At 65.8% G+C, this 26,174-nt stretch carries 23 protein-coding genes; 11 read left to right on the forward strand and 12 right to left on the reverse strand.

Features of this window, described 5'->3' with window-relative positions; genetic code table 11:
- Window positions 1–10: 10 nt before the first annotated feature.
- Window positions 11–2,230 (forward strand): putative bifunctional diguanylate cyclase/phosphodiesterase, encoded by a 2,220-nt coding sequence (locus tag ACVOMC_RS11145; RefSeq protein ID WP_481523987.1) that lies wholly within the window; start codon window positions 11–13, stop codon window positions 2,228–2,230.
- Here the strand turns inward: ACVOMC_RS11145 and ACVOMC_RS11150 are convergent.
- The gene (locus ACVOMC_RS11150) at window positions 2,176–2,991 is read right to left on the reverse strand and encodes a helix-turn-helix transcriptional regulator (RefSeq protein ID WP_481523988.1); all 816 of its coding nucleotides are present in this window, start codon (window positions 2,989–2,991) and stop codon (window positions 2,176–2,178) included. The genes ACVOMC_RS11145 and ACVOMC_RS11150 overlap by 55 nt on opposite strands.
- A 485-nt stretch (window positions 2,992–3,476) precedes the next feature.
- On the opposite strand from ACVOMC_RS11150, the gene ACVOMC_RS11155 reads away from it, so the two are divergent.
- From ACVOMC_RS11155 to ACVOMC_RS11165, 3 genes are all read left to right on the forward strand, one after another.
- A complete protein-coding gene (locus ACVOMC_RS11155) occupies window positions 3,477–4,421 on the forward strand; it encodes a DegV family protein (RefSeq protein ID WP_481523989.1) in 945 nt (314 codons plus the stop codon).
- 85 nt (window positions 4,422–4,506) lie between these two features.
- Window positions 4,507–4,845, forward strand: coding sequence for a hypothetical protein (locus ACVOMC_RS11160; protein ID WP_054658058.1), 339 nt, complete (start codon window positions 4,507–4,509; stop codon window positions 4,843–4,845).
- Between the two features lie 3 nt (window positions 4,846–4,848).
- Window positions 4,849–5,523, forward strand: a complete 675-nt coding sequence (locus tag ACVOMC_RS11165) for a Dph6-related ATP pyrophosphatase (RefSeq protein WP_481523990.1) — start codon at window positions 4,849–4,851, stop codon at window positions 5,521–5,523.
- A gap of 58 nt (window positions 5,524–5,581) precedes the next feature.
- Here the strand turns inward: ACVOMC_RS11165 and fghA are convergent, their stop codons facing one another.
- Genes fghA through ACVOMC_RS11185 form a run of 4 tightly spaced genes read right to left on the reverse strand, consistent with a single transcriptional unit; the run spans window position 5,582 to window position 8,199 of the window.
- Entirely contained in the window at window positions 5,582–6,421 is an 840-nt protein-coding gene (gene fghA, locus ACVOMC_RS11170) for an S-formylglutathione hydrolase (RefSeq protein ID WP_481523991.1), read from the reverse strand.
- Between the two features lies 1 nt (window position 6,422).
- Window positions 6,423–6,752: a DUF3658 domain-containing protein gene (locus ACVOMC_RS11175; RefSeq protein WP_481523992.1), complete on the reverse strand. Its 330-nt coding sequence runs from the start codon at window positions 6,750–6,752 to the stop codon at window positions 6,423–6,425.
- Between the two features lie 10 nt (window positions 6,753–6,762).
- Entirely contained in the window at window positions 6,763–7,872 is a 1,110-nt protein-coding gene (locus tag ACVOMC_RS11180) for an S-(hydroxymethyl)glutathione dehydrogenase/class III alcohol dehydrogenase (RefSeq protein WP_481523993.1), read from the reverse strand.
- Between the two features lie 51 nt (window positions 7,873–7,923).
- Entirely contained in the window at window positions 7,924–8,199 is a 276-nt protein-coding gene (locus ACVOMC_RS11185) for a metal/formaldehyde-sensitive transcriptional repressor (RefSeq protein ID WP_481523994.1), read from the reverse strand.
- Between the two features lie 153 nt (window positions 8,200–8,352).
- On the opposite strand from ACVOMC_RS11185, the gene ACVOMC_RS11190 reads away from it, so the two are divergent.
- Window positions 8,353–10,035, forward strand: coding sequence for a tetratricopeptide repeat protein (locus tag ACVOMC_RS11190; RefSeq protein ID WP_481523995.1), 1,683 nt, complete (start codon window positions 8,353–8,355; stop codon window positions 10,033–10,035).
- Window positions 10,036–10,128: 93 nt separating this feature from the next.
- Here the strand turns inward: ACVOMC_RS11190 and ACVOMC_RS11195 are convergent, their stop codons facing one another.
- The 5 genes from ACVOMC_RS11195 to ACVOMC_RS11215 form a co-directional block, all read right to left on the reverse strand.
- A complete protein-coding gene (locus ACVOMC_RS11195; RefSeq protein WP_481523996.1) occupies window positions 10,129–10,770 on the reverse strand; it encodes a glutathione S-transferase family protein in 642 nt (213 codons plus the stop codon).
- 98 nt (window positions 10,771–10,868) lie between these two features.
- The gene (locus tag ACVOMC_RS11200; RefSeq protein WP_481523997.1) at window positions 10,869–12,044 is read right to left on the reverse strand and encodes a hypothetical protein; all 1,176 of its coding nucleotides are present in this window, start codon (window positions 12,042–12,044) and stop codon (window positions 10,869–10,871) included.
- Window positions 12,045–12,096: 52 nt separating this feature from the next.
- On the reverse strand, window positions 12,097–13,734 hold the full coding sequence (locus ACVOMC_RS11205; protein ID WP_481523998.1) for an alkaline phosphatase D family protein: 1,638 nt from the start codon (window positions 13,732–13,734) through the stop codon (window positions 12,097–12,099).
- Between the two features lie 72 nt (window positions 13,735–13,806).
- A complete protein-coding gene (locus tag ACVOMC_RS11210) occupies window positions 13,807–16,821 on the reverse strand; it encodes a TonB-dependent receptor domain-containing protein (RefSeq protein ID WP_481523999.1) in 3,015 nt (1,004 codons plus the stop codon).
- Window positions 16,822–17,119: 298 nt separating this feature from the next.
- Window positions 17,120–18,484 (reverse strand): glutamate--cysteine ligase, encoded by a 1,365-nt coding sequence (locus tag ACVOMC_RS11215; protein WP_481524000.1) that lies wholly within the window; start codon window positions 18,482–18,484, stop codon window positions 17,120–17,122.
- A 161-nt stretch (window positions 18,485–18,645) separates the two neighbouring features.
- Here ACVOMC_RS11215 and ACVOMC_RS11220 point away from each other — a divergent pair, with 161 nt between their 5' ends.
- Window positions 18,646–19,350 (forward strand): VIT1/CCC1 transporter family protein, encoded by a 705-nt coding sequence (locus tag ACVOMC_RS11220; RefSeq protein ID WP_481524001.1) that lies wholly within the window; start codon window positions 18,646–18,648, stop codon window positions 19,348–19,350.
- Between the two features lie 42 nt (window positions 19,351–19,392).
- On the opposite strand, the gene yihA is transcribed toward ACVOMC_RS11220, so the two are convergent.
- Window positions 19,393–20,028 carry a ribosome biogenesis GTP-binding protein YihA/YsxC gene (gene yihA / locus ACVOMC_RS11225; protein WP_481524002.1) on the reverse strand — a complete coding sequence of 212 codons (636 nt, stop codon included), beginning with the start codon at window positions 20,026–20,028 and terminating at the stop codon, window positions 19,393–19,395.
- A 231-nt stretch (window positions 20,029–20,259) separates the two neighbouring features.
- Between yihA and ACVOMC_RS11230 the strand changes: the two genes are divergently transcribed.
- From ACVOMC_RS11230 to ACVOMC_RS11245, 4 genes are all read left to right on the forward strand, one after another.
- Window positions 20,260–21,045 (forward strand): c-type cytochrome, encoded by a 786-nt coding sequence (locus ACVOMC_RS11230; RefSeq protein WP_481524003.1) that lies wholly within the window; start codon window positions 20,260–20,262, stop codon window positions 21,043–21,045.
- Window positions 21,046–21,143: 98 nt separating this feature from the next.
- A complete protein-coding gene (locus ACVOMC_RS11235; protein ID WP_481524004.1) occupies window positions 21,144–21,791 on the forward strand; it encodes a thiol:disulfide interchange protein DsbA/DsbL in 648 nt (215 codons plus the stop codon).
- Window positions 21,792–21,909: 118 nt separating this feature from the next.
- On the forward strand, window positions 21,910–22,707 hold the full coding sequence (locus tag ACVOMC_RS11240; RefSeq protein WP_057505637.1) for a thiol:disulfide interchange protein DsbA/DsbL: 798 nt from the start codon (window positions 21,910–21,912) through the stop codon (window positions 22,705–22,707).
- Window positions 22,708–22,779: 72 nt separating this feature from the next.
- Entirely contained in the window at window positions 22,780–23,517 is a 738-nt protein-coding gene (locus ACVOMC_RS11245) for an endonuclease/exonuclease/phosphatase family protein (protein WP_172675130.1), read from the forward strand.
- A 70-nt stretch (window positions 23,518–23,587) separates the two neighbouring features.
- Here ACVOMC_RS11245 and ACVOMC_RS11250 read toward each other — a convergent pair whose 3' ends face one another.
- Window positions 23,588–23,995, reverse strand: a complete 408-nt coding sequence (locus ACVOMC_RS11250) for an ExbD/TolR family protein (RefSeq protein WP_054660477.1) — start codon at window positions 23,993–23,995, stop codon at window positions 23,588–23,590.
- Window positions 23,996–24,197: 202 nt separating this feature from the next.
- Between ACVOMC_RS11250 and ACVOMC_RS11255 the strand changes: the two genes are divergently transcribed.
- Window positions 24,198–26,165 carry a transglycosylase SLT domain-containing protein gene (locus ACVOMC_RS11255; protein ID WP_481524005.1) on the forward strand — a complete coding sequence of 656 codons (1,968 nt, stop codon included), beginning with the start codon at window positions 24,198–24,200 and terminating at the stop codon, window positions 26,163–26,165.
- Window positions 26,166–26,174 lie beyond the last annotated feature (9 nt).

The raw sequence follows: 26,174 nt of genomic DNA on the forward strand, positions 1-26,174 counted from the left end.
AGGTTTGAAGATGGATTTTCCAAAACCCAGCTCACCGTTTTCCGGTGGAACGCCAGAGATCCCGCAAGCTGAAATCGACCTGCGTCTGGCCTATCTGAAATACAACGCCGAAGATCAACGCAACCTCAACCAGGCCTGGGATTACATCCAGAGCTGTTCCCAGCACAACATCGACCGCTTCTACGCCCATGTGGGCGCGTTCGCTGAAACCGGCTCCTACATACAGGACGGGCGCCAGCTCGACCGCCTGCGCGGGATGCAGCAGCACTACCTGCGCGAGCTGTTCTGCGCACCGGTGGATGCAGCCTACGTCGACAACCGCTTGCGTATCGGCATGGTCCACCACCATATCGGGCTGGAACCGCACTGGTATCTGGGCTCCTGCAGCCAGCTGCTCAGCGAGATCACCCACTCTCTGGAGCCGATCCTGACCGAGGATCCGCGCTTTTACGCAGCGGCCATGCAGTCGGTGATCAAGCGGCTGTTTCTGGACATGGGCATCGCGATGAACGCCTATGTCTTCACCGATCGCCATGCGCTATCCAAATCCACATCGTCGTTGCGCGAGAGCGAAGCCCTGTTGTCCGAGGCACATGATCTGGCGCAGCTTGCACGCTGGGAGCTGTTCCTGCCGGAAGGCCCGTTGAACGGATGCCCGCGCGCGCAGGAGATGCTGCATCTGGAACAGACCCAGGAGAAGAACGGGTACGAACGCCTGCGCTACTGGGTCAATCCGGCCGACCGTGCCGAAGTCGATGCCGCCTTCGCCTCGACCCTGGCCAGCGGCGTCACCTATGACGTCCGCTATCGGGTAGAACACCCCGGGCATCCCTTGCGCATGCTGCGCGAGCGCGGCCGGGCCCTGCTGGAGAACGGCAAGCCGGTACGCGTGGTCGGTACCGTGCAGGACATCTCGCTGCAGGTCTCGCAGCTTTCGCGGATCGAACAGCTGGCCCTGTTCGACGACCTGACCCAGTTGCCCAACCGGGCCAACTTCCTGGGCAACCTCGAACGTCACCTGATAGATGCCGGGAAGACCCGCAAACCGTTCTCGCTGCTGTTCATCGATCTGGATGACTTCAAGGAGATCAACGACACCCAGGGACACAGCGTCGGCGATGAAGTGCTGATCGAGGTCGCACGCCGTCTGAAGGAGAACCTGAAACCACAGGAAATGGTGGCCCGGCTCGGTGGGGACGAGTTTGTCGTGCTCACCCCGACCGGCGCCAAGGACGGCGCGACAACCGCTGCCTTGCGGTTCTCCACGGCGATCGGCAGACCCCTGTGGATCGGCCAGTCGATGATGGGTATCCGCGCCAGCATCGGTATCGCCAGCTGCCCGGAGGACGGCCTCAAAAGCGGCCTGCTGCTGCGCAATGCCGATATCGCCATGTATGCGGCAAAATCTTCGCGCAGCGGCATCGAGATCTACCGGCCGGAGATGAGTGAACGCCTGTTGCGGCGCGCGCAACTGGCCAGTCGTCTGCAACATGCCCTGGATGAAGGTGCCCTGGAGCTGTACTACCAGCCCCAGGTAACCGTCGCAGATGGCACCCTGGTCGGTGCCGAGGCGCTGCTGCGCTGGCACGATCCGGTGCTGGGCCAAGTCAGTCCCGACGAGTTCATCCCATTGGCCGAACATCGCGGCCTGATCGGCGCCGTCGGCCAGTGGGTTGCCGCCCAGGCCTGCCGGCAACTGCACCACTGGGAGTCGGCCGGGCGTGCCCTCCCCGGCCAGCTGGCAATCAATATCTCCCCGCGCCAGCTCGATGATCCACAGTTCGCCGAACAGCTGCTGGACCTGGTCCGCCAAGCGGGGGTACTGCCCGGAAAAATAGACCTGGAACTGACCGAGAGCGGGATCATGATCGACCCCGAGTCTTCGCTGTCCATCCTCCAGAAGCTCAAAGATGCCGGTTTCTCACTGTCCTTGGACGACTTCGGCATGGGCTACTCGTCGCTGGCGCATCTGCGGGGTTTCCCGCTGGACAAGATCAAGCTCGATCGCTCCTTCGTGCTGGGGATGCTGGAGCAACCGCACGACTACGCCATCGTGGTGGCCACCATCGCGATGGCGCAGAGCCTGGGGTTGCGCATGGTCGCCGAAGGCGTGGAAAGCGCGCTGCAGGTGGATGCGCTGAAGCGGCTCGGGTGCAGCCATGCGCAGGGATATTTCTACGGAGTACCGCTGCCGGCGGAGCAGTTCGCCGAGCAATGGCTGAACACATGATGCGTTGCGGGTGAATCGGCATCGTCGCCGGGTGCGATCTGGATGAAGTAACCGGAGCGCCACCGCATCGATGCCGCCAGTAGGGCGTCACGGCCTTGCAGCTGCAGTTTCTGCTTTATTTTCTCGCGATAGCTTTCGACGGTTTTCACCGACAGGCCGGACTCGCTGGCGATCTGTGTCGGCCCCATGCCTTCGCCAATGCGCAGGAATATCTCGAACTCACGCGGCGACAGCGGCAGATCGGCTTTTTTAAGGGTTTCCTGCAGCACACACCCACCGCACCGGGAATCTTCCGCGCCACTGAACCGGCATTCAAGCAGCGTCAACAGCAGGAGACGGGCACTGCACTCGCAGCCCTTTTCCTTGAGCATGCCGCACAGACGGCCCTGCCTGGGAAAAGCGTCCTCACCGGCATGGTCGCGCGAGGTGATGACAAGCGTGCGCACCGACGCAAGTGCATGACGATCGGCACGATGCAGTTGCGAAGCATGCTCGGGATCCGTCAACAGCACCTCGACGTTACTTCGCTGCAGCAGCTGGCTTGTCTGGGCGACACTGCGGCTGATGCTTATGTGTCCCGGCGCCTCCAGCTTCTCCAGCAGATGCACAAGCCCGTGCTGGATCAGCGGACGGTTCACCGCAATCACAATCATGCGTGAATCCACCGCTCCGGCTCCGTGGGCGGTCACTGCTTTTTCGCCTGGAGTATCTGCGGCCTGTCCGGCGGCCTGACCTGTAGAAAGCGCGTTGCTGGAACACATACTGCACTTCGCCAAATTTCCCTATGTGCCGCATTCTATCGCGCATTCATAAATACCACCCTGCGTAGCGGTATGGCTGATACCGCTGTTGCGTGGGGGAAAAATCTGGTGGCGGCAGAGTCGCTTCAATACCTGCACGCCGGAGAGGTTGGAAGCCTGCCGGCCGGTCCCGGCCGTGACCGGCAGTCTGCGCAGATCCGGAGCCGGCACGCACCAGCGAGTGGACTTGCCAGGTGTGAGGCAATGTGGCGGGCGGGCGCCTTCATCGAGGTGCAGGGAGCGCCGCCATCGCCGGGGCCTGTGCCCGGTGGTCACCCCCCTCGGCAGGCCTGCGCGGGAGGAACCGGATACGGTCCAGCCGACTCCACGCTGGACCATCGGGCAGCCGCCGCTCAAGGACGGATTACCTGGCCAGAAACCGTACGCCGGCGTTGGTTTTGCGATACGGTTCGCACATTCAGATCACATCGGGACGGGGGGCTTTAATGCGCATAGGGATTGTTGTCGATTCGGCCTGCGACCTGCCGCCGGAGTTCATCCGCCAGCACGGCATCGTGCTGCTGCCCATCACGGTACGGATCGGCGAAGCGGTGCTGGCCGACCACCGCGACGAGGAGGCCACGCTGGGTTTCCTGCATGCGCATGTGGCCGAGGGCGGTGCCGAAGCGGAAACCATTGCCTTCAGCGTCAACCAGATCCGTGATCTGTTCCTGGGCACGCTGGTGATCGACTACGACCATGTGTTCTGCATGACCATCACCAAGACCCGCAGCCCGATCCACGACAACGCGATGCAGGCCAGCTTCGCGATCCTCAACGACTACAAGCCCGTGCGCCAGGCTGCCGGCCACAACTCGCCGTTCGCCCTGCGCGTGCTCGACACCCAGAACCTGTTCGCCGCGCAGGCGGTTACCGCGGTGGAGGCGGTGCGCCTGCGTGAAAGCGGTGCCAGCGTGCAGCAGATGCGCGAGCGCCTGGAACAGCTGGCGGGCAACGTGCATGGCTACATGGTCACCCGGGATCTGTACTACCTGCGCGCCCGCGCCCGCCACAAGGGCGACCGCAGCGTCGGCCTGCTCAGCGCCGCACTGGGCAGCGCGCTGGATATCAAGCCGGTACTGCACGGCTATCGTGGCGATACCGCGCCGGTGGCCAAGATCAAGGGTTTCGACAACGCGGTGCAGAAGCTGTTCGATTTCACCGGGCAACGGGTGCGCAACGGACTGCTGACGCCCACCGTATGCGTGAGCTACGGCGGCGAGCTTTCCGAACTGCGCACCTTGCCCGGCTACGCCGCGCTGCGTGATACCTGCAGCGCGAACAAGGTGGAACTGCTGGAAAGCGTGATGAGCCTGACCGGCATGGTCAATGTCGGCAAGGGCGCGGTGACCGTCGGTTTTGCCGACGAGCCCCACAGCTTCACCGCCTGACCACCGATCACCCCCGGCCATCACTGGCGTGACGCGGTCGCAACGCGTTGCACGTTACGTTGGGTCAACCCTCAGGAGAATCCGTATGTCCGTGCAGTACTCCATCTCCCTGCCCGATCCGGCCAAAGCCCGTGGCAACGATCCGCGCCTGTCCTTCAGCGCCAATGGCGCCGAGGAGTTCGCCGCGCAGCTGCAGGCCGCGCTGCGCACGCCCGAGCTGTTCCAGCGCTGGAAGGCCACCCAGGAGGATCCGGAGGATGTCGACCCGGCGTTGGGCGCCACCGACCCGGATGCCACGGTGACCGGCCAGCAGGCCGATCTGCGCATCAACCTCCAGGCCACCACCCGCCTGCCCGGCGAGCTGTTCAAGCAGCGTCTGCGGCTGCTGGCCGGCAGCCACTGGGAACTGCGCGACGTGCGCTGAGCGGTGGCCACGCCGATCCTGCTGTCCTGGAGCGGTGGCAAGGATGCCGCCTGGGCACTGCATGAACTGCGCCAGCGCGAGGACTTCACCGTCGTTGCGCTGCTTACAACGCTCACCGAAGGCTACAACCGCTCTTCGATGCAAGACGTACGTGCCGACGTGCTCCAGGCCCAAGCCGATGCCGCGGGACTGCCACTGGTACAGGCCTGGATTCCACCGGTTTGCGACAACACGGTGTACCTGGCACGCATGTCCGAGGCATTGACCGGCGCTCGCCAGCGCTGGCCTGCGCTGGAAACCATCGCCTTCGGCGATCTGTTGCTGGCAGACATCCGCGACTGGCGCGTGCAGCAGTACGCCGAACTCGGCTGGCGCACACTGTTTCCCCTGTTTGGCCGCGACACCGCTGCGCTGGCCCGGCAGATGGTGCAGGAAGGATTGCGCGCGCAGCTGTGCTGCGTGGATAGCCTGGTGTTGGATGCAACGTTCGCCGGACATGCCTTTGACGTGGCTTTCCTTGACGCATTGCCCGCCGGCGTTGATGCCTGCGGCGAGAACGGCGAGTTCCACACCTGCGTAAGCGCCGGCCCGATGTTCCGTGCGCCACTGCGATTGCGCCAGGGCGATACCGTGCTCCGTGACGCACGCTACGCCTATACGGATTTCCTGCCGGCTTGACCGCACCGGCCACTGTCCCACTGGTGCAGGAACGGCCTGCGCCAGTGGGACAGCCAGTTCAACCGCGCATCGCCCTGGCGTGATGGGCGATGTGCTCGCCGATGAAGCTGCTGATGAAGTAGTAGCTGTGGTCGTAACCGGGCTGCAGGCGCAACTGCAGCGGATGGCCAGCCGCCTCGCAGGCGGCCTGCAGCAGCTCGGGCCTGAGCTGGCTGGCGAGGAACTCGTCGGCATCACCCTGGTCGACCAGCAGCGGCAAACGCTCGCTCGCCCCGGCAACCAGCGCGGTGGCGTCGTGACGCGCCCACGCCGCCCTGTCGTCGCCGAGATAGGCCGCAAACGCCTTCTGTCCCCACGGCACCTGCGAGGGCGCCACGATCGGCGAGAACGCCGACACGCTGCGGTAACGGCCGGGGTTCCCCAGCGCGATGGTCAACGCGCCATGGCCGCCCATCGAGTGGCCACTGATCGCGCGGACATCGCTGGCCGGGAAATTCGCCTCCACCAGCGCCGGCAGTTCATCGACGATGTAGTCGTACATCCGGTAATGGCGGGCCCACGGCTCGGTGGTGGCATTGACATAGAAGCCGGCGCCCTGGCCCAGGTCGTAGCCGTCGGCATCGGCCACCGCCGGGCCCCGCGGGCTGGTATCCGGCGCCACCAGAATGATCCCGTGCTCGGCCGCATAGCGCTGCCCGCCGGCCTTGGTGATGAAGTTCTGCTCGGTGCAGGTCAGGCCCGAGAGCCAGTACAGCACCGGCAAGCGGGCGCCGGCCTGCGCCTGCGGCGGCAGATAGACCCCAAGCGTCATGTCGCAGCCCAGCACCCGGGAAGGATGGCGGTAGACCTCCTGCCAGCCGCCGAAACTGGCACGGTGTTCGAGGCGTTCGGCCAGCATCTCAGCCACCTCCCGAGGCGGACGACAGGCGGATCTGGCAGGTCTTCAACACGTCCAGGTCGCCCTTGACCTCGATGCGCGAATCGTTGGCCAGCGCGCGGATACGCAACGCGTAGAACGCCTCCGGAATATCCTCGTATTCGTCGGGTGCGGCAATCAACACGCCGGTGGTAACGAAGCCGGCCTTCTTCCAGCTCCGGTCCAGCGACGACAGGATCAACGCGTCAATCTCCGCCAGATCGGATGCCTGCAGTCGCTCGATCGCCTCACGCGCTTCCGCGCTGTCGTCCATGCCAGCCAGTGCGGCGGCCAATCCATCTTTGTTGAACATCGCACTCATCTCAGTAGTGGATCACCGAACGGATCGACTTGCCCTCGTGCATCAGCTCGAAGGCCTCGTTGATCTGCTCCAGGCCCATGGTGTGGGTGACGAACGGCTCCAGCTCGATCTTGCCGGCCATCGCGTCCTCGACCATGCCCGGCAGCTGGCTGCGGCCTTTCACCCCACCGAAGGCGGTGCCCATCCACTTGCGGCCGGTGACCAGCTGGAACGGCCGGGTGGAGATTTCCTTGCCCGCGCCGGCCACGCCGATGATCACGCTCTGGCCCCAGCCGCGGTGCGCGCATTCCAGCGCCGCGCGCATGACATCGACGTTGCCGATGCACTCGAAGCTGTGGTCCACGCCCCAGCCGGTCATCTCGACGATGACCTGCTGGATCGGCTTGTCGAAGTCCTTCGGGTTGACGCAGTCGGTGGCGCCGAACTGGCGGGCCAGCTCGAACTTGGACGGGTTGGTGTCGATGGCGATGATGCGCCCGGCCTTGGCCTGGCGCGCGCCCTGGATCACCGCCAGGCCGATGCCGCCCAGGCCGAACACGGCCACCGAATCACCCTCGGCCACCTTGGCGGTGTTGTGCACCGCGCCGATGCCGGTGGTCACGCCACAGCCGAGCAGGCAGACGTGCTCCGGGTTGGCTTCCGGGTTGACCTTGGCCAGCGAGACCTCGGCCACCACGGTGTACTCGGAGAAGGTCGAGCAGCCCATGTAGTGGTAGATCGGCTCACCGTTGTAGCTGAAGCGGGTGGTGCCATCGGGCATCACGCCCTTGCCCTGGGTGGCGCGCACGGCCACGCACAGGTTGGTCTTGCCGCTGGTGCAGAACTCGCACTTGCCGCATTCGGCGGTGTACAGCGGAATCACGTGGTCACCCGGCTTCACGCTGGTGACGCCCTCGCCCACCTCGACCACGATGCCGGCACCCTCATGGCCCAGCACCACCGGAAACAGGCCTTCCGGGTCCTCACCGCTCAGGGTGAAGGCATCGGTATGGCACACGCCGGTGTGGGTGATCCTGACCAGCACCTCGCCGGCCTGGGGCGGGGCAACATCGATCTCGACAATCTGCAGCGGTTCACCGGCGGCAAAGGCGACGGCGGCACGGGATTTCATGGTTGTTCTCCTGCGGGAATGACGGAAGGCGACGCTGTGCGCCGCCCGGGATTACTTGAGATAGGAACGGATCAGGCTGGACATCTCGGTCACGCGCGCGGCGCGCTGGGCTTCGGACCGCGCCAGCTGGCCGAATTCCTCACGCAGGTGGGCTTCCATGACCTGGCTCATCAGTCCGTTGACCGCGCCGCGAATGGCGGCGATCTGCTGCAGCACCGGGCCGCAGTCGGCACCGGCCTGCAGCGCGCGCTCCAGCGCATCGCACTGACCACGGATACGCTTAACCCGGGCCAGAACCTTCCTTTTTTCCTCCGGCGAGTGCGGCATGACCGACCCCGATACCTTGTACTGGGGGGTAGTATATTTTGCAGGCTGCGCGATTGCACCCGCCAGAGATGCCGGCACATCCTTCACAGCGCCGTATCACCGCGCGCGCGGGGCCGCAGTATCGTCCCGGTCAACTGCTCCGGAGACGCCACAATGATCCGCCGATCCGCGCTCCTGCTGCTGCCATCGACGCTGGCTGCGCTGCTGCTGACCGGCTGTGATCGGGCCGGGAACGCCGGCATCGAGACAGCCGCCGTCCCCGACTCGGTGCCGGTGCCCCTGTTTGAAACCTTTGGCGATCTGCATCGGGATATCGGCACGCCCGTACCGATGGCACAACGCTACTTCGACCAGGGCCTGCGGCTGGCCTACGGCTTCAACCACGAAGCCGCCGGACGGGCCTTCGCCGAAGCGGCGCGACTGGATCCACAGTGCGCGATGTGCACATGGGGACAGGCGCTGGTGCTGGGCCCGAACATCAACCTGCCGATGGACCCGGCTGCGGCCAAAGAAGCCAGCGCGCTGGCGGCAAAGGCGGCGCATCTGGCCGGCAGCGCGCGACCGGTCGATCAGGCCCTGATCCAGGCACTGCAGAAGCGCTATCTCGCCCCAGTACCGGACGACCGCGCACCACTGGACCACGCCTATGCCGAGGCGATGGCCCAGGTGGTCGCGCAGTTCCCGGACGATGACGACGCGGCCACCCTGTATGCCGAGGCGCTGATGGATCTGTCGCCGTGGGCCTACTGGAACGCGGACGGCTCACCGGCGCAGTTCACCCCGAAGCTGGTCGGCGAACTGGAGCGCGTGCTGGCGCGCAATCCGCGTCATATCGGTGCGATGCACTACTACCTACACGCCATCGAGGCCTCCCCCGACCCCAAGCGCGGCGAACCCTATGCCGATACCCTGGCGGCGCTGGCGCCCGGCTCCGGGCATCTGGTGCATATGCCCGCCCATATCTACATCCGCGTCGGCCGCTACCACGATGCGACCCTGACCAATCTGGCCGCCACCACCGCCGACAAGGACTTCCTGGCCGTATGCCGCGGCAGCAACGGCGTCTACCCGCTGGGTTATGTGCCACATAACTGGCACTTCGCGACGATGACCACCGGCCTGACCGGCTCACGCACGCTGGCGCTGCAGGCGGCAAAGCAGACGGCCGAGCGTGCCGACCGCAGCGCCATGGGCGAGGCGCCGATGCAGTTCATGCAGCAGTTCGTGGTCGCGCCGCTGCTCACCCAGGTCCGCTTCGGCGACTGGGACGCGATCCTGTCCGATACCAGCGCCCCGTCGGAATTGCCCTATCCGGCCGCAATACGCCACTTCGCCCGCGGCATGGCCCAGCTGCGCAAAGGTGCAGTGGATAAAGCGGAAAAAGAAGCCGACGCGCTGCATGCGATCGCCATCGATCCGGCGATGGCGCAGGTGAGCTTCTTCGACATCAATCACGCCGACAATGTCCTGCGTGTCGCCGATGGGCTGCTGCAGGGCGAGTTGCTGCGGACGCAGGGAAACCATCGCGACGCGATCACCCGCCTGCGCGAAGCCACCGCGGCCGAGGACGCACTGGCCTACAACGAGCCGGCCGACTGGCCCCTGCCGGTACGCCCGTATCTGGGCGCCGCGCTGCTGGAAAACGGCGATGCCAACGGCGCGGCGGAAGCCTTCAACCAGGATGTGAAGACCTATCCGCTCAACGGCTGGTCGCTGTTCGGCCTAGCGCAGGCGCAGCAGGCCCTGGGCCAAACCGATGCCGCGCGCGAAACCTCTCGCCAGCAGGCCGCCGCCTGGCAGTGGGCCGATGCGCCGCTGACTGCCGCGCGCTATTGAGCGCAGCCACGCCGATCCGGCGCCGGGCATCCCCACCGCCGGGCGCCGCTCCCCAGCCGGGAGCAGGCTTGCCCGCTACGCGGGGTCACGGCATCAGCCCGCCGGCTGTGCGACCAGCGCGTCATCGGCCGCCGCGGCGCGCTTGAACGCCTCCCGCTCGCCCAGACGTTGCGCATAGGCGAGAAAGCCCGGCTGCGGCGGGAGCGTCTTGAAGGTCAAGCCGAACAGGATCTGGCTGCCGACATAGACATCGGCCGCGCTGAAACGCTCGCCAAGCAACCACGGCGACGCCTTGGCCGCGATCTGCTCCAGCAGGCCGATGGTCGCCTCATAGCTGCCATAACCGACGAATCCGGCCTTCTCCGGGGGCGGCTCCTGGCCCAGCGCGCGGGCGGTAACCGCGGCCTCGACCGGGCCTGCGACGAAAAACAGCCAGCGCAGGTAGCTGCCACGCAGCGGATCGGCCAGCGCCGGGGCCAACCCGGCGGCCGGAAACGCGTCGGCCAGATAGGCGCAGATCGCCGCGGTTTCAGTCACCACCACACCCCGGTGGACGATGGCCGGCACCTTGCCCATCGGATTGATCGCCAGATACTCCGACGACTTCATGCTCTGCCCGTAGCCCATCACCTCGACGCGGTAGGGCTGCCCGATCTCCTCCAGCATCCAGCGCACGACGCGGCCGCGCGATTGCGGGTGGGTGTAGAAGACAATCTCATCGTTCGAACTGCCCATGCACGTGGCTCCGGATGGTGGAACGGCAGTCTAGCAACACGCTGCGGCATCTCCCGGAAGTGCCCGCTGCGCTGCAAGACGAATCCGGCCGGCGGCGGTCATTGCCCCGGCGGCTCCGTCAACACCGGCATCAGCGGCTGCGATGTGTCGCCGGTCCAGCGCATCAGCGTCAGTTCGGCCTGCTGCGCGCCCTTTGCACCGGAATTGCGCACGGAATAGAACAGCCCCCCGCCCAGCGACTGCAAGCCGACATCGGCCTTCTGGTTCCAGCCACGGATGCCGGTCGCCGGATCGCGCTGGCCATCGGCGGCCAGGGCCAGTCGCAGACCCTGTTCCCAGCCCCTGCCATCGGCCGCCGGCACCCCGACCAGATCCCCAAGGACCGGCGCCGCCCGGCCATCCACGGCGAACAGCTGGTAGTTGGGAAATGCCGCCTTGCGGCCGCGGTACACGCCCATGAACCAGCGCTGCGATGCAGCGTCATAGGTGAGGTTCTGCACCCCATAGGTGGTGTTGCCGGTGTACACGAAGTACTTCCCGTGAACCTCCGCCGGTCCCTGCCGGTGCGGGCGTGCCTCGAGCAGTGGCTGCGCGTGACGCGCCCAGTCGCGGATGTCGTATTGCAGCAGCACCTGGTGGTCGTTGTCGGTGCGTGCGGTGTTTCCGTAGATGCCGTAGGCCACGGTCAGGTACAGCGGGCCCTCGCTCGCACCGAAGCGTGGCCCGAACGCCACTCCGTCGATGCCCGAACAGCCATAACGGTGATCCGGTGACTGCGCCTCGTTGCCGGAGTAGCGACCGTCATCACCATCGAAGCGACCGTCGCCATCCACGTCGGCGGTGTAGTCGTCCACCACCTCGGGCAGATGGACCGTGCGGAAAACCTCACCCTCGGCGGCATCCATCCCCAGCCGGTTGATGCCTTGGCCATCGATGATGGCGATGTAGAACGCCTGATCGGCCTTGTATTCGAGCGAGCCGTAGATCCGCCCGTCAGCGGGGTTGAGATCCAGATCACCCAGATGGCCGGTCCAGCCGGCCAAGGTACCCACCAGCTTTCCCTCGAAGTCGAACTTGGCCAGCAGATCGGTGAACGAGTAGTAGATGAAGCCGCGCTGCCGGTCCACGGCGATGCCCTGCACATGTCCTGCATCCCAGGTGCCCCCGTCCTGCTTCAATGGCAGCACAGGGGGTTTGCCGGAGGTGACAGCCGGTTCCCCGGCCAGCGCCGGAGCCGCCAGCAGCGCCAGCAGCAGGTAGAAACTGTTTTTCATGGGAGATTCCTGGAAACGGATGCAGGTGGCCGGTTGGCAGGCGGGCGGCAGTTCATGCGCCGCTGAAACGGTTCTGTCCGCGCTGCACGGTCATCTGATGGGAGCCGGCCAGCGCGGTCGTGCGGGTCTTGATGTCCTGCATGAACACCCACTCGCAGCGGATCCGCTGCGGGTTGATGTCCAGCAGCGCGTAGCCGCGCTGTGCGGTATCGCACCAGCGGATTTCCGGGTTGCGGGCCATGAAGGCCGCAGCCACCGTTTTCGGATCGGTGGCCATGCTGCCTTCGATACCGCCAGAAGTGACCGACTGCACCGCGAACTCCACCCCCGCCGGTTGCCCGCCCTCCTCCAGCGCATAGGCCCAGGCGTTGTGGCTGTCACCGGAGAGCATCACGAGGTTGGCATCGGCCTGTTGCGCCGCACGCAGCAGACGCGAACGCGCGGCAGGGTAGCCATCCCAGCGGTCCATCCACATCGGCAGGCCAACGCGTGCGCCGCGGATGTTGTCCTTGAAGGCCTGCACCGTACGTTCGCTGGCCTCCGGGCGCAGCCAGCCCAGGGTCTGCTCCGGCATCAATGTGCGACCGAGGATGGTGCCCATCCCCACCAGTTGCCACGTGGTGTTGCCGGCGTTGTGCTGCAGACCGTGGTACAGCCAGCTCTCCTGCTCCAGGCCGAGCATCGTTGCCGAGGGATCCTGCCACGGGCCATCGCGGAACGCCTCCAGCGCCTCCCGGGTACCGGCCAGATAGGCGCTGCGGATATCGGCCGGCTGCGTGCGCCCGATCAGGCGCGACTCGGTGCGGTACAGCGTGGCCAGCGTGCCGATCGGATACTGCTTCCACGGCTCGTCGGACACCGGCAGCCATTCCCGATAGGCCTGCACCGCGGCCGCCTTGCGGGTGTTCCAGTCACCTTCGCTGGCGGGCTGGTGGTTCTGCGCGCCGCCCTCCCAGCTGTCGTTGGTGATCTCGTGGTCGTCCCACAGCGCCACCATCGGTGCCATCTGATGCAGCTGCTGCAGATCCGGATCGGCGCGATAACAGGCCAGACGCAGGCGGTAATCCAGCAGCGACACCATTTCGTGATCGTGCGCCGGCAGCCCCTCACGTCCTGCAACCCGGTCCTGCGTTTTGTAGGAAGCCAGACCATATTCGTAGAGGTAGTCGCCCACGTGCAGCCACAGGTCCATGTCCTCGCGCTCGGCCGCATGCGCGTAGGCATTGAACCAGCCGACCGGCAGATTGGCGCAGGAGAACAGGCCGAGCCTGAAGCTGGCGACCTCGCCTACCGGCAGCGTACGGGTGCGGCCCACCGGCGAGAAGCTGCCATCGGGTGCAATGAAACGGTACCAGTAGGTGGTCGCCGGTTGCAGACCATCGACAGTGAGCTTGGCTGTCCAGTCGCGGTAGCTCCCGGTGCGGACACTGGCGCCGGCCACCACCCGGGTGAACGCGCGGTCCAGCGCCATTTCCACCTGCAGGGTCACGTCATTGCTGCCTGCCGGGGGCAAATAGCGCGTCCACAGCAGCATGGAATGCGGGCCGGGTTCGCCGCTGGCGACATTGTGGGTGAAGCCTTTGGCGCCGAGCAGCTCGCCAGCCAACGTGCGGCCGACCGGCAGCAGCAGCGCACCAACCCCCAGGCCGGCGCCGATGATCAGGCGGCGACGATCGATATTGACGGTCACGAAGCAGTCTCCAACGGGAATCCAGACAGAAAAAACCCTTCCGCGCCCGGCGCGGAAGGGGTGCAGTGGCGATCAGAAGCGGCCGCGGATACCGAAGTTCCACATCGAGCCGTAGACCGTGTACATCTGCACGCGGCTGGGGATGTTGGAGTAGATGACTTCCGGCTCGTTGAAGATGTTGCGGCCGGCCAGCATCACGTCGATGTTGTCCGTCAGCTTGTAGCTGGCGCTGATATTCCACAGCTGACGCGAATCGCGGTAGAGGATGCCGTTGTTGGCAGTGGTCGGCGTGTTGCTCAAGGCGCTGACGCGATGCTCGGACTGGTAGTTGCCGTTGATCTGGAAATCGAAGCGCCCGTAGTTGTAGCGGACACCCCAGTTGGCTGCTTCCTTGGGAATGTTCTGGCGCGGACCATCCGGATTCACGTGGGTCAGCGAGCCGTACAGGCTCAGACCCTTGAGCGCACCGGGCAGGAAGGTGAGCTGCTGGTTGTACTCCAGCACCATGCCTTCATTGGTGCTGGTGCCCGGCAGGTTCTGCGCACTGCGGAAGGTATAGCCTTCGTAATCACCGGGGTTGAAACCCACACTTTCCGGATCGACCGTGATACCGGTGACCTGCATGTCCTGCATGTCCAGTTTGTAATACGACAGCCCCAGCATGCCCGACGGCTCCAGGTAGTACTGCAGGCTGGCGTAGTACTTGGTGGAATGTTCGGGCTTGAGCTGCGCGTTGGGCACGGTGACGATCATCGTGTCCTCGTTCACCGACACCACACCACCGAGGTTGCCGTAGTCCGGGCGCAGGATGGACTGGCTGAAGGACAACTGGCCGACCAGCTTGTCGGTGAAGTCGTACTTCATGCCGCCGCTGAGGAAGAAGTCGTCGTACTCGCCCTTGCGCGTGGTGTAGCGGCCGTTGTTGTACTGGTACAGCAGGCCTTCGACCGTGTTCGGGTCCAGCCCGGCGGCCTGCACCTCGCTGCGCGGACGCACGTCGGCCATGCGCGCTGCGGTACGGGTCTTCTCGTAGCGCAGGCCCAGGTCGAAGCGTGCATCGCCAATGCGGGTTTCCGCCTCGACATATGCGGCATCCACGTCCTCCTGGATGCGCTTGTTGTTGTCGAGCCGGCGCTTGAGGTTGCCGATATCGTCCGGCACGAAGTACTCCGGATGCTCCCGGTAGATGTCGTACATCGCGTAGTTGTTGTCAGCGCGCCAGCCCTGATCGTTCAGGTTTCCCGCGCCGGTCCCGATGATCGCGAAGTCGTAATTCCCGGTCCACGGCACCGAGGCCAAGGGATCGGTCTGGCTGCCGTTCGGACCGACATACTTGTACTGCTGCCAGGAACCTTCATTGGTGCGCCAGTCGTTGCTGCGCGTGCCCAGACCGCCCATCAGCGTGAGCGGGTTGTCGTTCCAGCTCAGATGCTTCTTCAGGTCGAGATTGATACCGGACTGGTCGTTGACCGCATCGGATTCGGCAGTGCGCACGTTGTAGCCAATGGGGTGATCGCGATTGAAGTTGGCTGGATCGTTCCAGGGCCGCCCTGCGGTCTGCGCCAGATTCCACGCGTGCGAACCTTCCGACGTGCGATCCAGGGTGAAACCGATACCGGTCAGCCAGCTGTCGGTGCGCTGGAAGAAGCCCTTGCTGTTGTCGCGGAAGTTGAACTCGGCTGACGAGTAGCTGCCGCGCAGCACCGCCTCCCAGCTCTCGCCCTTGTACTCGAGCTTGGGCGCGACCAGATAGGCGGGGGTACCGGCATAGCGATGCGAGTACTGCGTATGCAGCCGGGTGTTGGTGCCATTGGGATCCACCACGATGTGCTCGGGGGTGGAGCCCGGCGCGGCTTCGGATTTGGACGTGGTGCCAAAAATCAGGTAGGTGTACTGGTTGAAGTACTCCACGTCGTACATCGAGTAGGTGCTGCGCAGCGAGGCGACCAGGTTGTCGGTGATCTGGTAGTCCAGGCTCAGGTTGGCGGCGGTACGGCTGGTCTTCTTCGGACCCGGACGCCACATCACCCGGTAGGGCATGGCGCTGCCGTCGGGCTTGTAGGCCCAGTCGGTCTGGATGCGGTCCTGCTGCACATAGTTGGCGTTGTAGCTGGCGTTGAACTCCACGCCGAAGCGGCCGTCCATGAACACATCGCCGAAGCCGAACTGGCCGGAGGGATAGATCGTGTCGTGCTTCTTGTCGTCGGGGAAGTATCTGCCGGACCAGTTGGAATCGGACGTACCCACCGCACCAAGCTGGAACACCAGATCACGCTTGCTGCGCTGGAAAGCATGCTTGCTGCGCAGGTTGATGCTGCCACCCGGCGAATCGGCATCCATCGCCGCGGTCAGCGTGTGGTTGAGCTCGATCGACTCGATGCCGGTGATCGACATCTGCTCGAACGAGTTCTGCCGGCCGGAGTTGTTGTTCGAGGTGGCCGTGGCCATGCGTGCGCCATCGGTGGTGAACGTCGAATACTTCGGATCCAGACCACCGATACGCACCGCGGTGGCGTCGACTTCGGTGTAATCCAGCGACAGACCCGGCATCGACTTCATGAACTCGCCGACGTCGCCCATGGTCAGCGCGCCATAGTTGTCGGCGGCCACCACGTTCTTGGCATTCATCGCCGCACGCCGCTCCATGATCGCGCTGGCCTGGCCTTCGCGACTGGCGGTGACGGTCAGACCCTCCAGGCTCACCGCCTCGCTGGCTCCCGATGCATAGGCGGGGGCCTTGAGCGGAATATCCACGCTGGCCACTTCATCCTTGGTGACCGTGACCGCCACCCGGCTTTCCTCAAGCCCGGCGTAGCGGACGACGAGCACAACCTCACCTGCGGGAACACCATTGAGGCGGAAACCACCGCTTTGATCGCTGTAGACGACATTGGTGGTTCCGGCAACTCGCAGCTCTGCATTGCGCACGTACTGGCCACTATCGGTATTGAAGACACGGCCGCGAACCGCGCCACCGGCCATTGCCTGCTCCGAAACCTGCCGCTGCTCCTGCGCGAAGGCCTCGGGCGCAAGGCAAAGCGCAAGCACGATGGCACCAGCCAGCGCCGACTTCCTGACTACGATCATGATTTGTTCCTGAAGAGATATGCGTAGGTCGTGCCTGGAAACTGCTTCCAGGCAGATGCAGCGCATCGTATTCACCTTCAGTTACAGAACATTTACATGTGGTCGCGGGCTCTATCCGCTGGCGTCCAGGTGCGGACGCCTTACACCGTTGAAACAGGAAGTCCCCGCCACCGGCGCAGCACCCGTGGCAAGGGATCGATGGCAGCGCACGATGTCGCCGCTGCCCGGCAATGGGCGCGATACGCGGCGCTGCCGGCAGGCATTGCGCGTTACGCGGGTTACCGCGCGGCGACTGTGTTCAGTACGCGAACTCGGCGAACAGCGGGTCCACGCGGCCGTTCCAGCGGCCATGGAACAGGTCGAGCTTGCGCTCGGCAGCGGTCTTGCCGGAATCGACGATCTCCTGCAATACGTCCAGGAAATGGGTTTCATCCTGGCCATCGGCATTGAGCGCGGCGCGCCGGCGCAGGCCGTTGCGCGCGATCTCCAGCGCGCGAGCGGCAAGATCGCGCACGGTGCCGTTGCGGAACGGCAGATGCAGGGCCTGCTCCGGCACACCGTCACGCAGGGCATGGCGCTCGGCCAGACTGAAATCCTTGACCAGGTCCCAGGCCGCATCCAGCGCGGTCTGGTCATACAGCAGCCCCACCCAGAACGCCGGCAGCGCGCAGATGCGGCTCCACGGACCACTGTCGGCACCGCGCATTTCCAGATACTTCTTCATCCGCACTTCCGGGAACGCGGTGGTCATGTGGTCCGACCAGTCACGCAACGTGGGCAGCGCGCCCGGCAGCACCGGCAGTTTGCCCTGCATGAAGTCGCGGAAGCTCTGGCCGCTGGCATCGTGGTAGATACCGTCACGGTAGGAGAAGTACATCGGCACATCGAGCAGATAGTCGACATAGCGCTCGTAACCGAAGCCATCCTCGAACACGAAGTCGAGCATGCCGGTGCGGTCGGCATCGGTATCGGTCCAGATGTGCGAGCGCCAGCTCAGGTAGCCGTTGGGCTTGCCTTCGGTGAAGGGCGAGTCGGCGAACAGCGCGGTGGCGATCGGCTGCAACGCCAGCGACACGCGGAACTTCTTCACCATGTCCGCCTCGGAGGCGAAATCCAGGTTGACCTGCACCGTGCAGGTGCGGGTCATCATGTCCAGGCCGAGCGCGCCGACCTTGGGCATGTAGTTCTTCATGATCTGGTAGCGGCCCTTGGGCATCCACGGCATGTCCGCACGCGTCCACTTGGGCTGGAAACCCATTCCCAGGAAGCCCAGCTGCAGCTCGCCGGCCACCTGCGCCACCTCGTTGAGATGGGTGCCGGTTTCCACGCAGGTCTGGTGAATGGTTTCCAGCGCCGCGCCGGACAGTTCCAGCTGCCCGGCCGGCTCCAGCGACACCGAAGCATTGTCACGCAGCAGGGCGATGGTGCGGCCGTTTTCCTGCACCGGCGCCCAGCCGAAGCGGGTCAGCCCGGTCAGCAGCGCCTCGATGCCACGGTCACCGTCGAAGGCCGGCGGACGCAGGTCATCGAGGCGGAAACCGAACTTCTCGTGCTCGGTACCGATGCGCCATTGCGCCTTGGGTTTTTCACCCGACGCGATCTCCTGGACCAGTTGGTCGCGGTCGGTGATGGGGGTATCGGCGACGTGGCTGGGGCTCGACAAGGGCTGGCTCGCACTGGGGGAATGAAGGCGCGATGTGGGGTCCGGAGCGGTCCATCGCAAGGCGGCACTATATCGCGCCGCCTGCACCGGCCATGTGGACAGTCGCGGATTTCAGCATCCCAGCTATGGCGGCTTGACGGGCGCGCCCGCTACACTGGGGCATGGACCGTAGCCGTCATATGCACTACGAACGACACCGTTCCGACCGGGTTGGCTGGCTGCGGGCGGCCGTGCTGGGCGCCAATGACGGCATTGTCTCCATCGCCGGACTGGTGGTGGGGGTGGCCGCTGGCGGCGCCAGCGCCACCACGATCATCGCCAGTGGCGTTGCCGGCACGGTGGCCGGGGCGATGTCGATGGCGGCGGGGGAATACGTATCGGTCAAATCACAGGCCGATGCCGAGCACGCCGATCTGGCCGTCGAACGCCGCGAGTTGCGTGAAGACCCGCACAGTGAGCTGGACGAGCTGACCCGCATCTACCGCCAGCGCGGACTGGATGAGGAACTGGCCCGTGCCGTGGCCGAGCAACTGACCGCACACGATGCCTTGGCCGCCCATGCCCGCGACGAACTGGGCATCACCGAAACCCTGCGTGCCCGCCCGCTGCAGGCCGCCGCGTCCTCGGCCGCGGCTTTCATCGCCGGTGCCGCACTGCCAATGCTGACCGCGCTGCTGGTTCCCGCTGCCCACGTGACGCTGGCAACCACCCTCGCCACGCTGATCGGGCTGTGCCTGACGGGCGCCTTGGCAGCCAGCCTGGGCGGCGCCTCGCCAGGACGCGGTGCATTGCGGGTCACGTTCTGGGGAGCGATGGCGATGGCCGCTGCCGCCCTGATCGGACGGCTGTTCCAGATTCCGGTCTGATCCCCCACCGCGCCACGCACCATGGTGCTGTGGAGAGGGACCTTATCCGGCAGCGGTATCGGTATCGGCGACGGTCGGGTTCAATCCCAGCCAGCCACCGACAACCAGGCGAGCTTCATCCACACCCTGCTTGGATTCGCTGGAGAAGCACTGCACGCTGACGCTGTCGCCAAAGCGCGAGGACAGCTCTTTCTTCACCTGTTGCAGGGTCTGCATCTGCTGGCCCCGGCCGAGCTTGTCGGCCTTGGTCAACAACGCATGCGCAGGCAGACCGCGCTGCACCGCGTAACCGAGCATCTGCAGGTCGTATTCCTTCAACGGGTGCCGGATGTCCATCACCACCACCAGTCCCTTCAGGGCCTCGCGGGTGCGGAAATATTTCTCGATGAAGGCCTGCCAGTGCGCCTTCAGGTCCAGCGGCACCTTGGCGTAACCGTATCCGGGCAGATCGACCAGATGCGCCTGGGGGGTGACCTGGAAGAACACCAGCTGCTGGGTGCGGCCAGGTGTTTTGGAGACGCGGGCAAGTGCATTGCGGCGCGTCAGGGCGTTCAGGGCGCTGGACTTGCCGGCATTGGAGCGACCGGCAAACGCCACTTCACTGCCGATATCCTCCGGCAATTGCTTGGCATTGTGGGCGGAAAGCAGGTATTGGGCGCGTTCGAGGAGCTGTGACATGGGCATAGGATCGCATGTTGCGGCGCCGCGCGCCGTGTCCGATTGATGGCCGCTGCGGCATTTCCCCTGGCAACGGCGAAAAATCCCTCCTCCGGGCCACTACGCCCCCTTCGGCACCGTGCCCGTGCGGTTTTTGCTGCAGTGCTGCGTTGACCCTGCCGCGAAACGGCGTTGATAATCCGGGCGATGCCGGCGGAAGCCCCGCCCGGCCGGTCCACACGGAGCTTCCGCATGCGCCATGCTCGTGTTCTTGCCGTTGCTGCACTCGCTGTACCGCTGATCGCCGTCGTCGCGTTTGCGCAGAGTTCGGTGAGCGCCGTCCCCGACAATGCGCCGGTGGCCGTGGCGCCGCTGGAAATCGATTTCAGCAAGACCCGCCCCGGCGATGCCGCCGCAGGACAGGCCAAAGCTTCCACCTGTGCGGCCTGCCATGGCGCCGACGGCAATTCGCCGATCGATATCTACCCGCGCCTGGCCGGACAGAGCGAACGTTATGTCGCCAGGCAGGTGGCGCTGATCGCCAACGGCCAGCGCAACGAAGGCGCGGTGGCGGCGATGGTGCCGTTCGTGCAGAACCTCACCGCCCAGGACATGCGTGATATCGGCGCCTACTTCGCCACGCAGAAAAGTGGTGCCGGCGTTGCCGATGATGCACAGGTCAGCGAGGGCCCTTATGCCGGAATGAAGTTCTTCGAGATCGGACAGAAGCTCTACCGCGGCGGTGGCGCCAGCCGCGGCATTCCCGCGTGTATCGCCTGTCACGGGCCCACCGGCACCGGCAATCCCGGCCCGGCCTATCCGCACATCGGCGGCCAGTACGCCGGCTACGTGACGCAGCGTCTGCAGCGTTACCAGGCCGGGCAAACCGGTGAGACCGATGCGGCCCAGTTCAAGATCATGGCGCAGGTCAGCCAGGCACTGACCGAGCAGGAAATCCAGGCGCTGGCCAGCTATGTGCAGGGCCTGCATGATCGGGCCGATGACGCCACGGTGGCCGCTGCCCCCGCTCAACCCTAGCCCGCGCAGGTCGCTGCGGCGACCGGCAGGTGCTGTTCGCAGACGCGCCGGCCCCACCAGGTCGGCGTCTTTATTTTTGACTGGAGACTTTAAGCCCTATGTCGTTTCTTTCCCGCCTGATGGCCCTCATGCTCGCCCTGGCGCCTTTGGCCGCCTGTGCCGCCCCCTCGGCCGCGCTGGTGGAAGGCCAGGACTATGACCTGATCGCCGCTCCCGGCCCGTTCGCACCGCTGGCCGGCAAGATCGAGGTCGTCGAGCTGTTCGGCTACACCTGCCGGCATTGCGCCAACTTCGAGCCGGTACTGGAAGCCTGGGCGGCCAGGCAGCCGCCCGATGTGCGCCTGACGCTGGTGCCGGCAGTCTTCGGCGGCCACTGGGACTCCTATGCCCGCGCGTTCTACGCCGCCGAGCAGCTGGGCGTGCTCAAGCGCAGCCACGGCGACATGTTCCGTTCCCTGCACCAGCAGCGCAGCCTGCCGGTACAGAACGTATCGCCGCAGGAACTGGCGAGCTTCTACGCCAACTACGGCGTGCAGCCGCAGCGCTATATCGATGTGCTGCGCAGCCCCGAGGTCGACAGCAAGCTGGAAAATGCGCGCAGCTTTGCGATGCGCGTGCGTGCACCGGGCACACCGGCGCTGATCGTCAACGGCAAATACCTGGTCAAGGGCCGCACCTTCGAGGATGCCGTGCGCATCACCGATGCACTGATCGCCCGCGAACGGGCTGCCGCCAAACGCCGCTGAGCGGCTCCCTCGCGGCCGACAGCCGGTTCAGCCGCGCCTGCACATAATGTCATCATGTGGTCCCCGGTCGCTCCGCGCGGCCTGAGGACCCCCGAATTTCCGCTGGAGATCCCACCCGATGAAGATCCGTTTCGCCCTGGCCCTGATGGCCCTGCTCCCGTTGATGGTCGCCTGCAAGGCCCAGGATGGCTCGGCCGACACCACCGCTCCGGCCACCCCGGCCGCGCCGGAAGCGGCGCCGGCTCCGGCCGCCACCGAACAGGCACCGGCCGCGGACGCCAGCACTGAGGCCGCCGCTCCGGCCGCGCCGGTTCCGGCCGCCGCCCGCCTGGTTGGCCCGGAGCCGGTTGCCGGCACCGACTATGTGGCCATCGAAGGCGGCCAGCCGTTCCAGCCGGCCACCGGCAAGATCGAAGTGGCCGAGATCTTCGGCTATGTCTGCCCGGCCTGCGCCCGCTTCCAGCCGCTGGTGAGCTCGTGGAAGGCCGGCCTGCCGGCGGACGTGAACTTCGTCTACGTGCCGGCCGTGTTCGGCGGCACCTGGGATGACTATGCGCGCGCCTTCTACGCCGCCGAAGCGCTGGGCGTGCAGGACAAGACCCACGATGCGCTGTATTCGGCCATCCACATCGAGCAGACCCTGAAGGGCGAGCGCGGCCGTGACTCGGTCGAAGACATCGCCAACTTCTACGGCAAGCACGGCGTGGCGCCGAAGACCTTCGCCGACACCATGGGCAGCTTCTCGGTTTCGGCCAAGGTCAACCGCGCCAAGCAGTTCGCCCAGCGCAGCAAGATCTCCGGCACCCCGTCGCTGATCGTCAACGGCAAGTACCTGGTCAAGGGCCAGGGCTGGGAAGACATGCTGCGCATCGCCGACCACCTGGTCGCGCGCGAACGCGCCGCCAACGCCCGGTAAGGTATCAAGGGCCTCGGAATCCCGGCGCCCTCCAGTCGCACTATCGTGAAATCCCCCACCAAAACGCTGCGGCTGTTGACCGCGAACATCCAGGCCGGCTCGAGCACCCGTCGCTACAGCGACTATGTGACCCGCAGCTGGTCGCATGCGCTGCCCGCCGGTCAGAAACGCTCCAGCCTGGACGCCATCGCCCAGCTGGCCAGCGGGCATGACATCGTCGGCCTGCAGGAAGCCGATCCGGGCAGCCTGCGCTCGGGCTTCACCAACCAGACCCACTATCTGGCCCAACGCGCCGGCTTCAATTACTGGAGCCACCAACCGAACCGGCGCATGGGCGGTGTGGCCTCCAGCGCCAACGGCCTGCTCAGCCGCCTGGAGCCGGTGGAGGTGCAGGATCACCCCCTGCCCGGCCGTATCGGCGGCCGTGGCGTGCTGCTGGCCCGTTACGGGGATGGCAAGGAAGGGCTCACCGTGGCCGTGGCGCATCTGTCGCTGGGTACCAATTCGCGCATGTCGCAGCTGGATTTCATCTCCGACCTGCTGAGCGATCACCCCAACGCGGTGCTGATGGGGGACTTCAACTGCATGGCCGATCGTCCGGAGATGCAGCTGCTCTATCGCAAGACCCGGCTGCAGCCACCCGGTTGCCTGGTCCCGACCTTCCCCAGCTGGCGCCCGGAACGGGCCATCGACCATATCCTCACCAGCGACACGCTCAATGTGGTGGATACGCAGGCGGTACCCGCCGCCTATTCGGATCATCTGGCGGTGAAGATGGAAGTCCAGGTGCCGGAAGAAAGCCTGCGCTGATCCACCGCGCAGATGCGGAAAAAGGCCGGCAGATTGCCGGCCTTTCCATCGGTGCCATGTCGCGGCGCCGCTATTGCACGAAGGCGATCCGCTCCATTCCGGCGTTGCTGGCCGCCGCCAGAATCCGCGCCATCACGGCGTACTCCGCGCCCGGATCGGTGGCGATACGCAGCTCCGGCAGATTGCCCGCATGGGCCTGCGCCTGTTCCTGCAGGCGGGTCTGCACATCGGCCAATGCCAGTGGTTGGCCATTCCAGCGGAGCTGGTTGCCGGCATCCACCCGCAATTCGATCGGCGGCGGTGGTTCAAGCCGTGGCGGTGGTGTGGTGGTGGGTTGCGGCAGGGCCACGGGAATCGGATAGGACACCAGCGGTGCGGTCACGATGAAAATGATCAGCAACACCAGCATCACATCCACCAGCGGCGTGACATTGATCTCGGCCAACGGTCCAGAATTGCCCTTCGCACTGAATGCCATGGTCTTCCCCTCCCGTCGAGGCCGCTCGCCTCATGGCCGACACTAGCGCCGGTGATGCAAGCGGCGGAGGTCCGCAGCCGACGGATTCAGCCGACGTTTCGCCTGTCATCCCGGCATCGTTGCGCAGGTCCCGGCCACCGGCATTCATCATCGAGCAGGACTGGCGCACCGCCGTTGACACCCGCGCCGCTATGCTTCGCGCATGAGTCGATTCTCCCTGCTGCCCTTGGGCATTTTCCTTTCGCTGGCCACGGCCGGCCTCCACGCCCAGAACGTGGAGGCGCAGCGCACCGCCCTGCGTACCGCCATCGCCAATGCCGAGGCCGGCAAAGCCGAAGATGCCTCGATAAGCGGCCTGCGCAACCATCCCCTGTATGGGTGGCTCGAGTACGCCCGTCTACGCCGCAACATCGACACGCTGACGACCTCGCAGGCGCAGGACTTCCTCAAGCGCTACCAGGGCCAGGCGGTGGCCGAGACGTTCCGCGCGGCGTGGCTGCCGGCGCTGGCCCGCCGCCAGGACTGGCCGACGTTGCTGGCCAACTACACCTCCAGTACCGATCAGGGCCTGCGCTGCGCCGTGCTCAATGCCCGCCAGGCTACCGGCAAGGCCGATGCGCAGTGGACCAGCGAGGCGCAGGCGCTGTGGCGCAGCAGCGGCAAGTCCCTGCCCGATGCCTGCGATCCGGTATTCGCGGTGCTCGCCAGCCGCGGTGGCCTGCCCGCCGCGTTGCGCTGGGAACGCATCGATGCCGCCGCCGATGCCCAGCAACCGGCGGTGATGCGCGCCGCCGCGCGCGGCCTGCCTGCGGCCGAACTGGCCCAGGCCAACGACTACGCCGCCTTCGTCGACAAGCCCGACGCCCGCGCCCTGAACTGGCCGAAGAACGAGCGCAGCCGCCGTATCGCCACCGATGGCCTGGAAAAGCTGGCCAAGACCGACCCGGGCGCCGCCGAGCAGCAGCTGCCGCAGTACACCCGGACTTTGGAGCTGAGCGCCGCACAGCAGGGACAGGTGCGCTACCAGATCGCACTGTGGACGGTGGCCTCCTACCTGCCGGAGTCGGCGCGGCGGTTGGCCGCGGTACCCGAATCGGCCTATGACGAACGCCTGCACGAATGGCGTACCCGCGAAGCGATGGCGCGCGGCGACTGGCCGGCCGCGCTGGCCGCCATCCGCAAGATGCCGCCCGCCCAGCGCAACGACTCGCGCTGGCGCTGGTTCGAAGGCCGCCTGCTGGAGAAGACCGGCAAGCCGGCCGACGCAAGCGCGCTCTACCGCGCCGCCGCCAACGAGCCGACCTTCCATGGCTTCCTCGCCGCCGACAAGCTGAAACAGCCCTATGCGCTGTGCCCGTGGAATCCGGGCGACAGCGCCCAGGCAAAGAGCAGCGTCGCCCGTGACCCCGCACTGGTGCGCGCCCTGGAACTGTTCAAGATCGAGCGCCCGCTGTGGGCCGCCCGCGAATGGGCCGACGCGCTGTCGCGCTTTGACGACACCCAGCGCCGGCTCGCGGTGGAAGTGGCCAGCGACAACGGCTGGTTCGACCGCGCCGTGTTCGCGCTCAAGGGGCCGCAGGAGCAACGCCTGTACAAGCTGCGGTTCCCGCTGCACCACGACGACAGCATCCGCCGCGAAGCCGCGCGCAACGCGCTGGACCCGGCCTGGATCGCCGCGGAAATCCGCGCCGAGAGCATCTTCAATCCCAACGCGCGCTCACCGGCCAACGCGATGGGCCTGATGCAGGTGCTGCCCGCCACCGGTGCCAGTGTGGCCAAGAGTATCGGCCTGAGCGGCTATGGCGGCGCGGCCAGCCTGTACGACCCGGACACCAATATCGCCATCGGCAGCGCCTACCTGCGCCAGCTGATGGACAAATACAACGGCCAGCCCTACGTCACCATCGCCGCCTACAACGCCGGCCCGACCCCGACCGCACGCTGGCAGTCGCAGCGCCCGGACTTTGATCCGGATTTCTGGATCGAGACCATCAGCTACAAGGAAACCCGCGAGTACGTGGCCCGCGTGCTCGCCTTCAGCGTGATCTACGACTGGCGCCTCAATGGCGACGCCGCCACCCTGAGCGAGCGCATGGTTGGCAAGATCGACACCCGCCGCAAGCCGTTCACCTGCCCCAGCGCACCTGTGGTGACCAGCGGCAGTCGCTGAAACGCGCCC

The sequence above is a fragment of the Stenotrophomonas sp. STEN014 genome (genome assembly GCF_056760315.1).

What these genes read in the sequence shown, in the direction of transcription:
- ACVOMC_RS11185 (WP_481523994.1), bottom strand. Translation starts at nt 8,199, where the DNA reads ATGCCGCACTCGCCGGAGGAAAAAAGGAAGGTTCTGGCCCGGGTTAAG.
- ACVOMC_RS11230 (WP_481524003.1), top strand. Translation starts at nt 20,260, where the DNA reads ATGCGCCATGCTCGTGTTCTTGCCGTTGCTGCACTCGCTGTACCGCTG.
- ACVOMC_RS11150 (WP_481523988.1), bottom strand. Translation starts at nt 2,991, where the DNA reads ATGTGTTCCAGCAACGCGCTTTCTACAGGTCAGGCCGCCGGACAGGCC.
- ACVOMC_RS11220 (WP_481524001.1), top strand. Translation starts at nt 18,646, where the DNA reads ATGGACCGTAGCCGTCATATGCACTACGAACGACACCGTTCCGACCGG.
- ACVOMC_RS11160 (WP_054658058.1), top strand. Translation starts at nt 4,507, where the DNA reads ATGTCCGTGCAGTACTCCATCTCCCTGCCCGATCCGGCCAAAGCCCGT.
- ACVOMC_RS11155 (WP_481523989.1), top strand. Translation starts at nt 3,477, where the DNA reads ATGCGCATAGGGATTGTTGTCGATTCGGCCTGCGACCTGCCGCCGGAG.
- ACVOMC_RS11175 (WP_481523992.1), bottom strand. Translation starts at nt 6,752, where the DNA reads ATGTTCAACAAAGATGGATTGGCCGCCGCACTGGCTGGCATGGACGAC.
- ACVOMC_RS11145 (WP_481523987.1), top strand. Translation starts at nt 11, where the DNA reads ATGGATTTTCCAAAACCCAGCTCACCGTTTTCCGGTGGAACGCCAGAG.
- ACVOMC_RS11180 (WP_481523993.1), bottom strand. Translation starts at nt 7,872, where the DNA reads ATGAAATCCCGTGCCGCCGTCGCCTTTGCCGCCGGTGAACCGCTGCAG.
- ACVOMC_RS11195 (WP_481523996.1), bottom strand. Translation starts at nt 10,770, where the DNA reads ATGGGCAGTTCGAACGATGAGATTGTCTTCTACACCCACCCGCAATCG.
- ACVOMC_RS11235 (WP_481524004.1), top strand. Translation starts at nt 21,144, where the DNA reads ATGTCGTTTCTTTCCCGCCTGATGGCCCTCATGCTCGCCCTGGCGCCT.
- ACVOMC_RS11250 (WP_054660477.1), bottom strand. Translation starts at nt 23,995, where the DNA reads ATGGCATTCAGTGCGAAGGGCAATTCTGGACCGTTGGCCGAGATCAAT.
- fghA (WP_481523991.1), bottom strand. Translation starts at nt 6,421, where the DNA reads ATGCTGGCCGAACGCCTCGAACACCGTGCCAGTTTCGGCGGCTGGCAG.
- ACVOMC_RS11240 (WP_057505637.1), top strand. Translation starts at nt 21,910, where the DNA reads ATGAAGATCCGTTTCGCCCTGGCCCTGATGGCCCTGCTCCCGTTGATG.
- ACVOMC_RS11200 (WP_481523997.1), bottom strand. Translation starts at nt 12,044, where the DNA reads ATGAAAAACAGTTTCTACCTGCTGCTGGCGCTGCTGGCGGCTCCGGCG.
- ACVOMC_RS11210 (WP_481523999.1), bottom strand. Translation starts at nt 16,821, where the DNA reads ATGATCGTAGTCAGGAAGTCGGCGCTGGCTGGTGCCATCGTGCTTGCG.
- ACVOMC_RS11190 (WP_481523995.1), top strand. Translation starts at nt 8,353, where the DNA reads ATGATCCGCCGATCCGCGCTCCTGCTGCTGCCATCGACGCTGGCTGCG.
- ACVOMC_RS11255 (WP_481524005.1), top strand. Translation starts at nt 24,198, where the DNA reads ATGAGTCGATTCTCCCTGCTGCCCTTGGGCATTTTCCTTTCGCTGGCC.
- yihA (WP_481524002.1), bottom strand. Translation starts at nt 20,028, where the DNA reads ATGTCACAGCTCCTCGAACGCGCCCAATACCTGCTTTCCGCCCACAAT.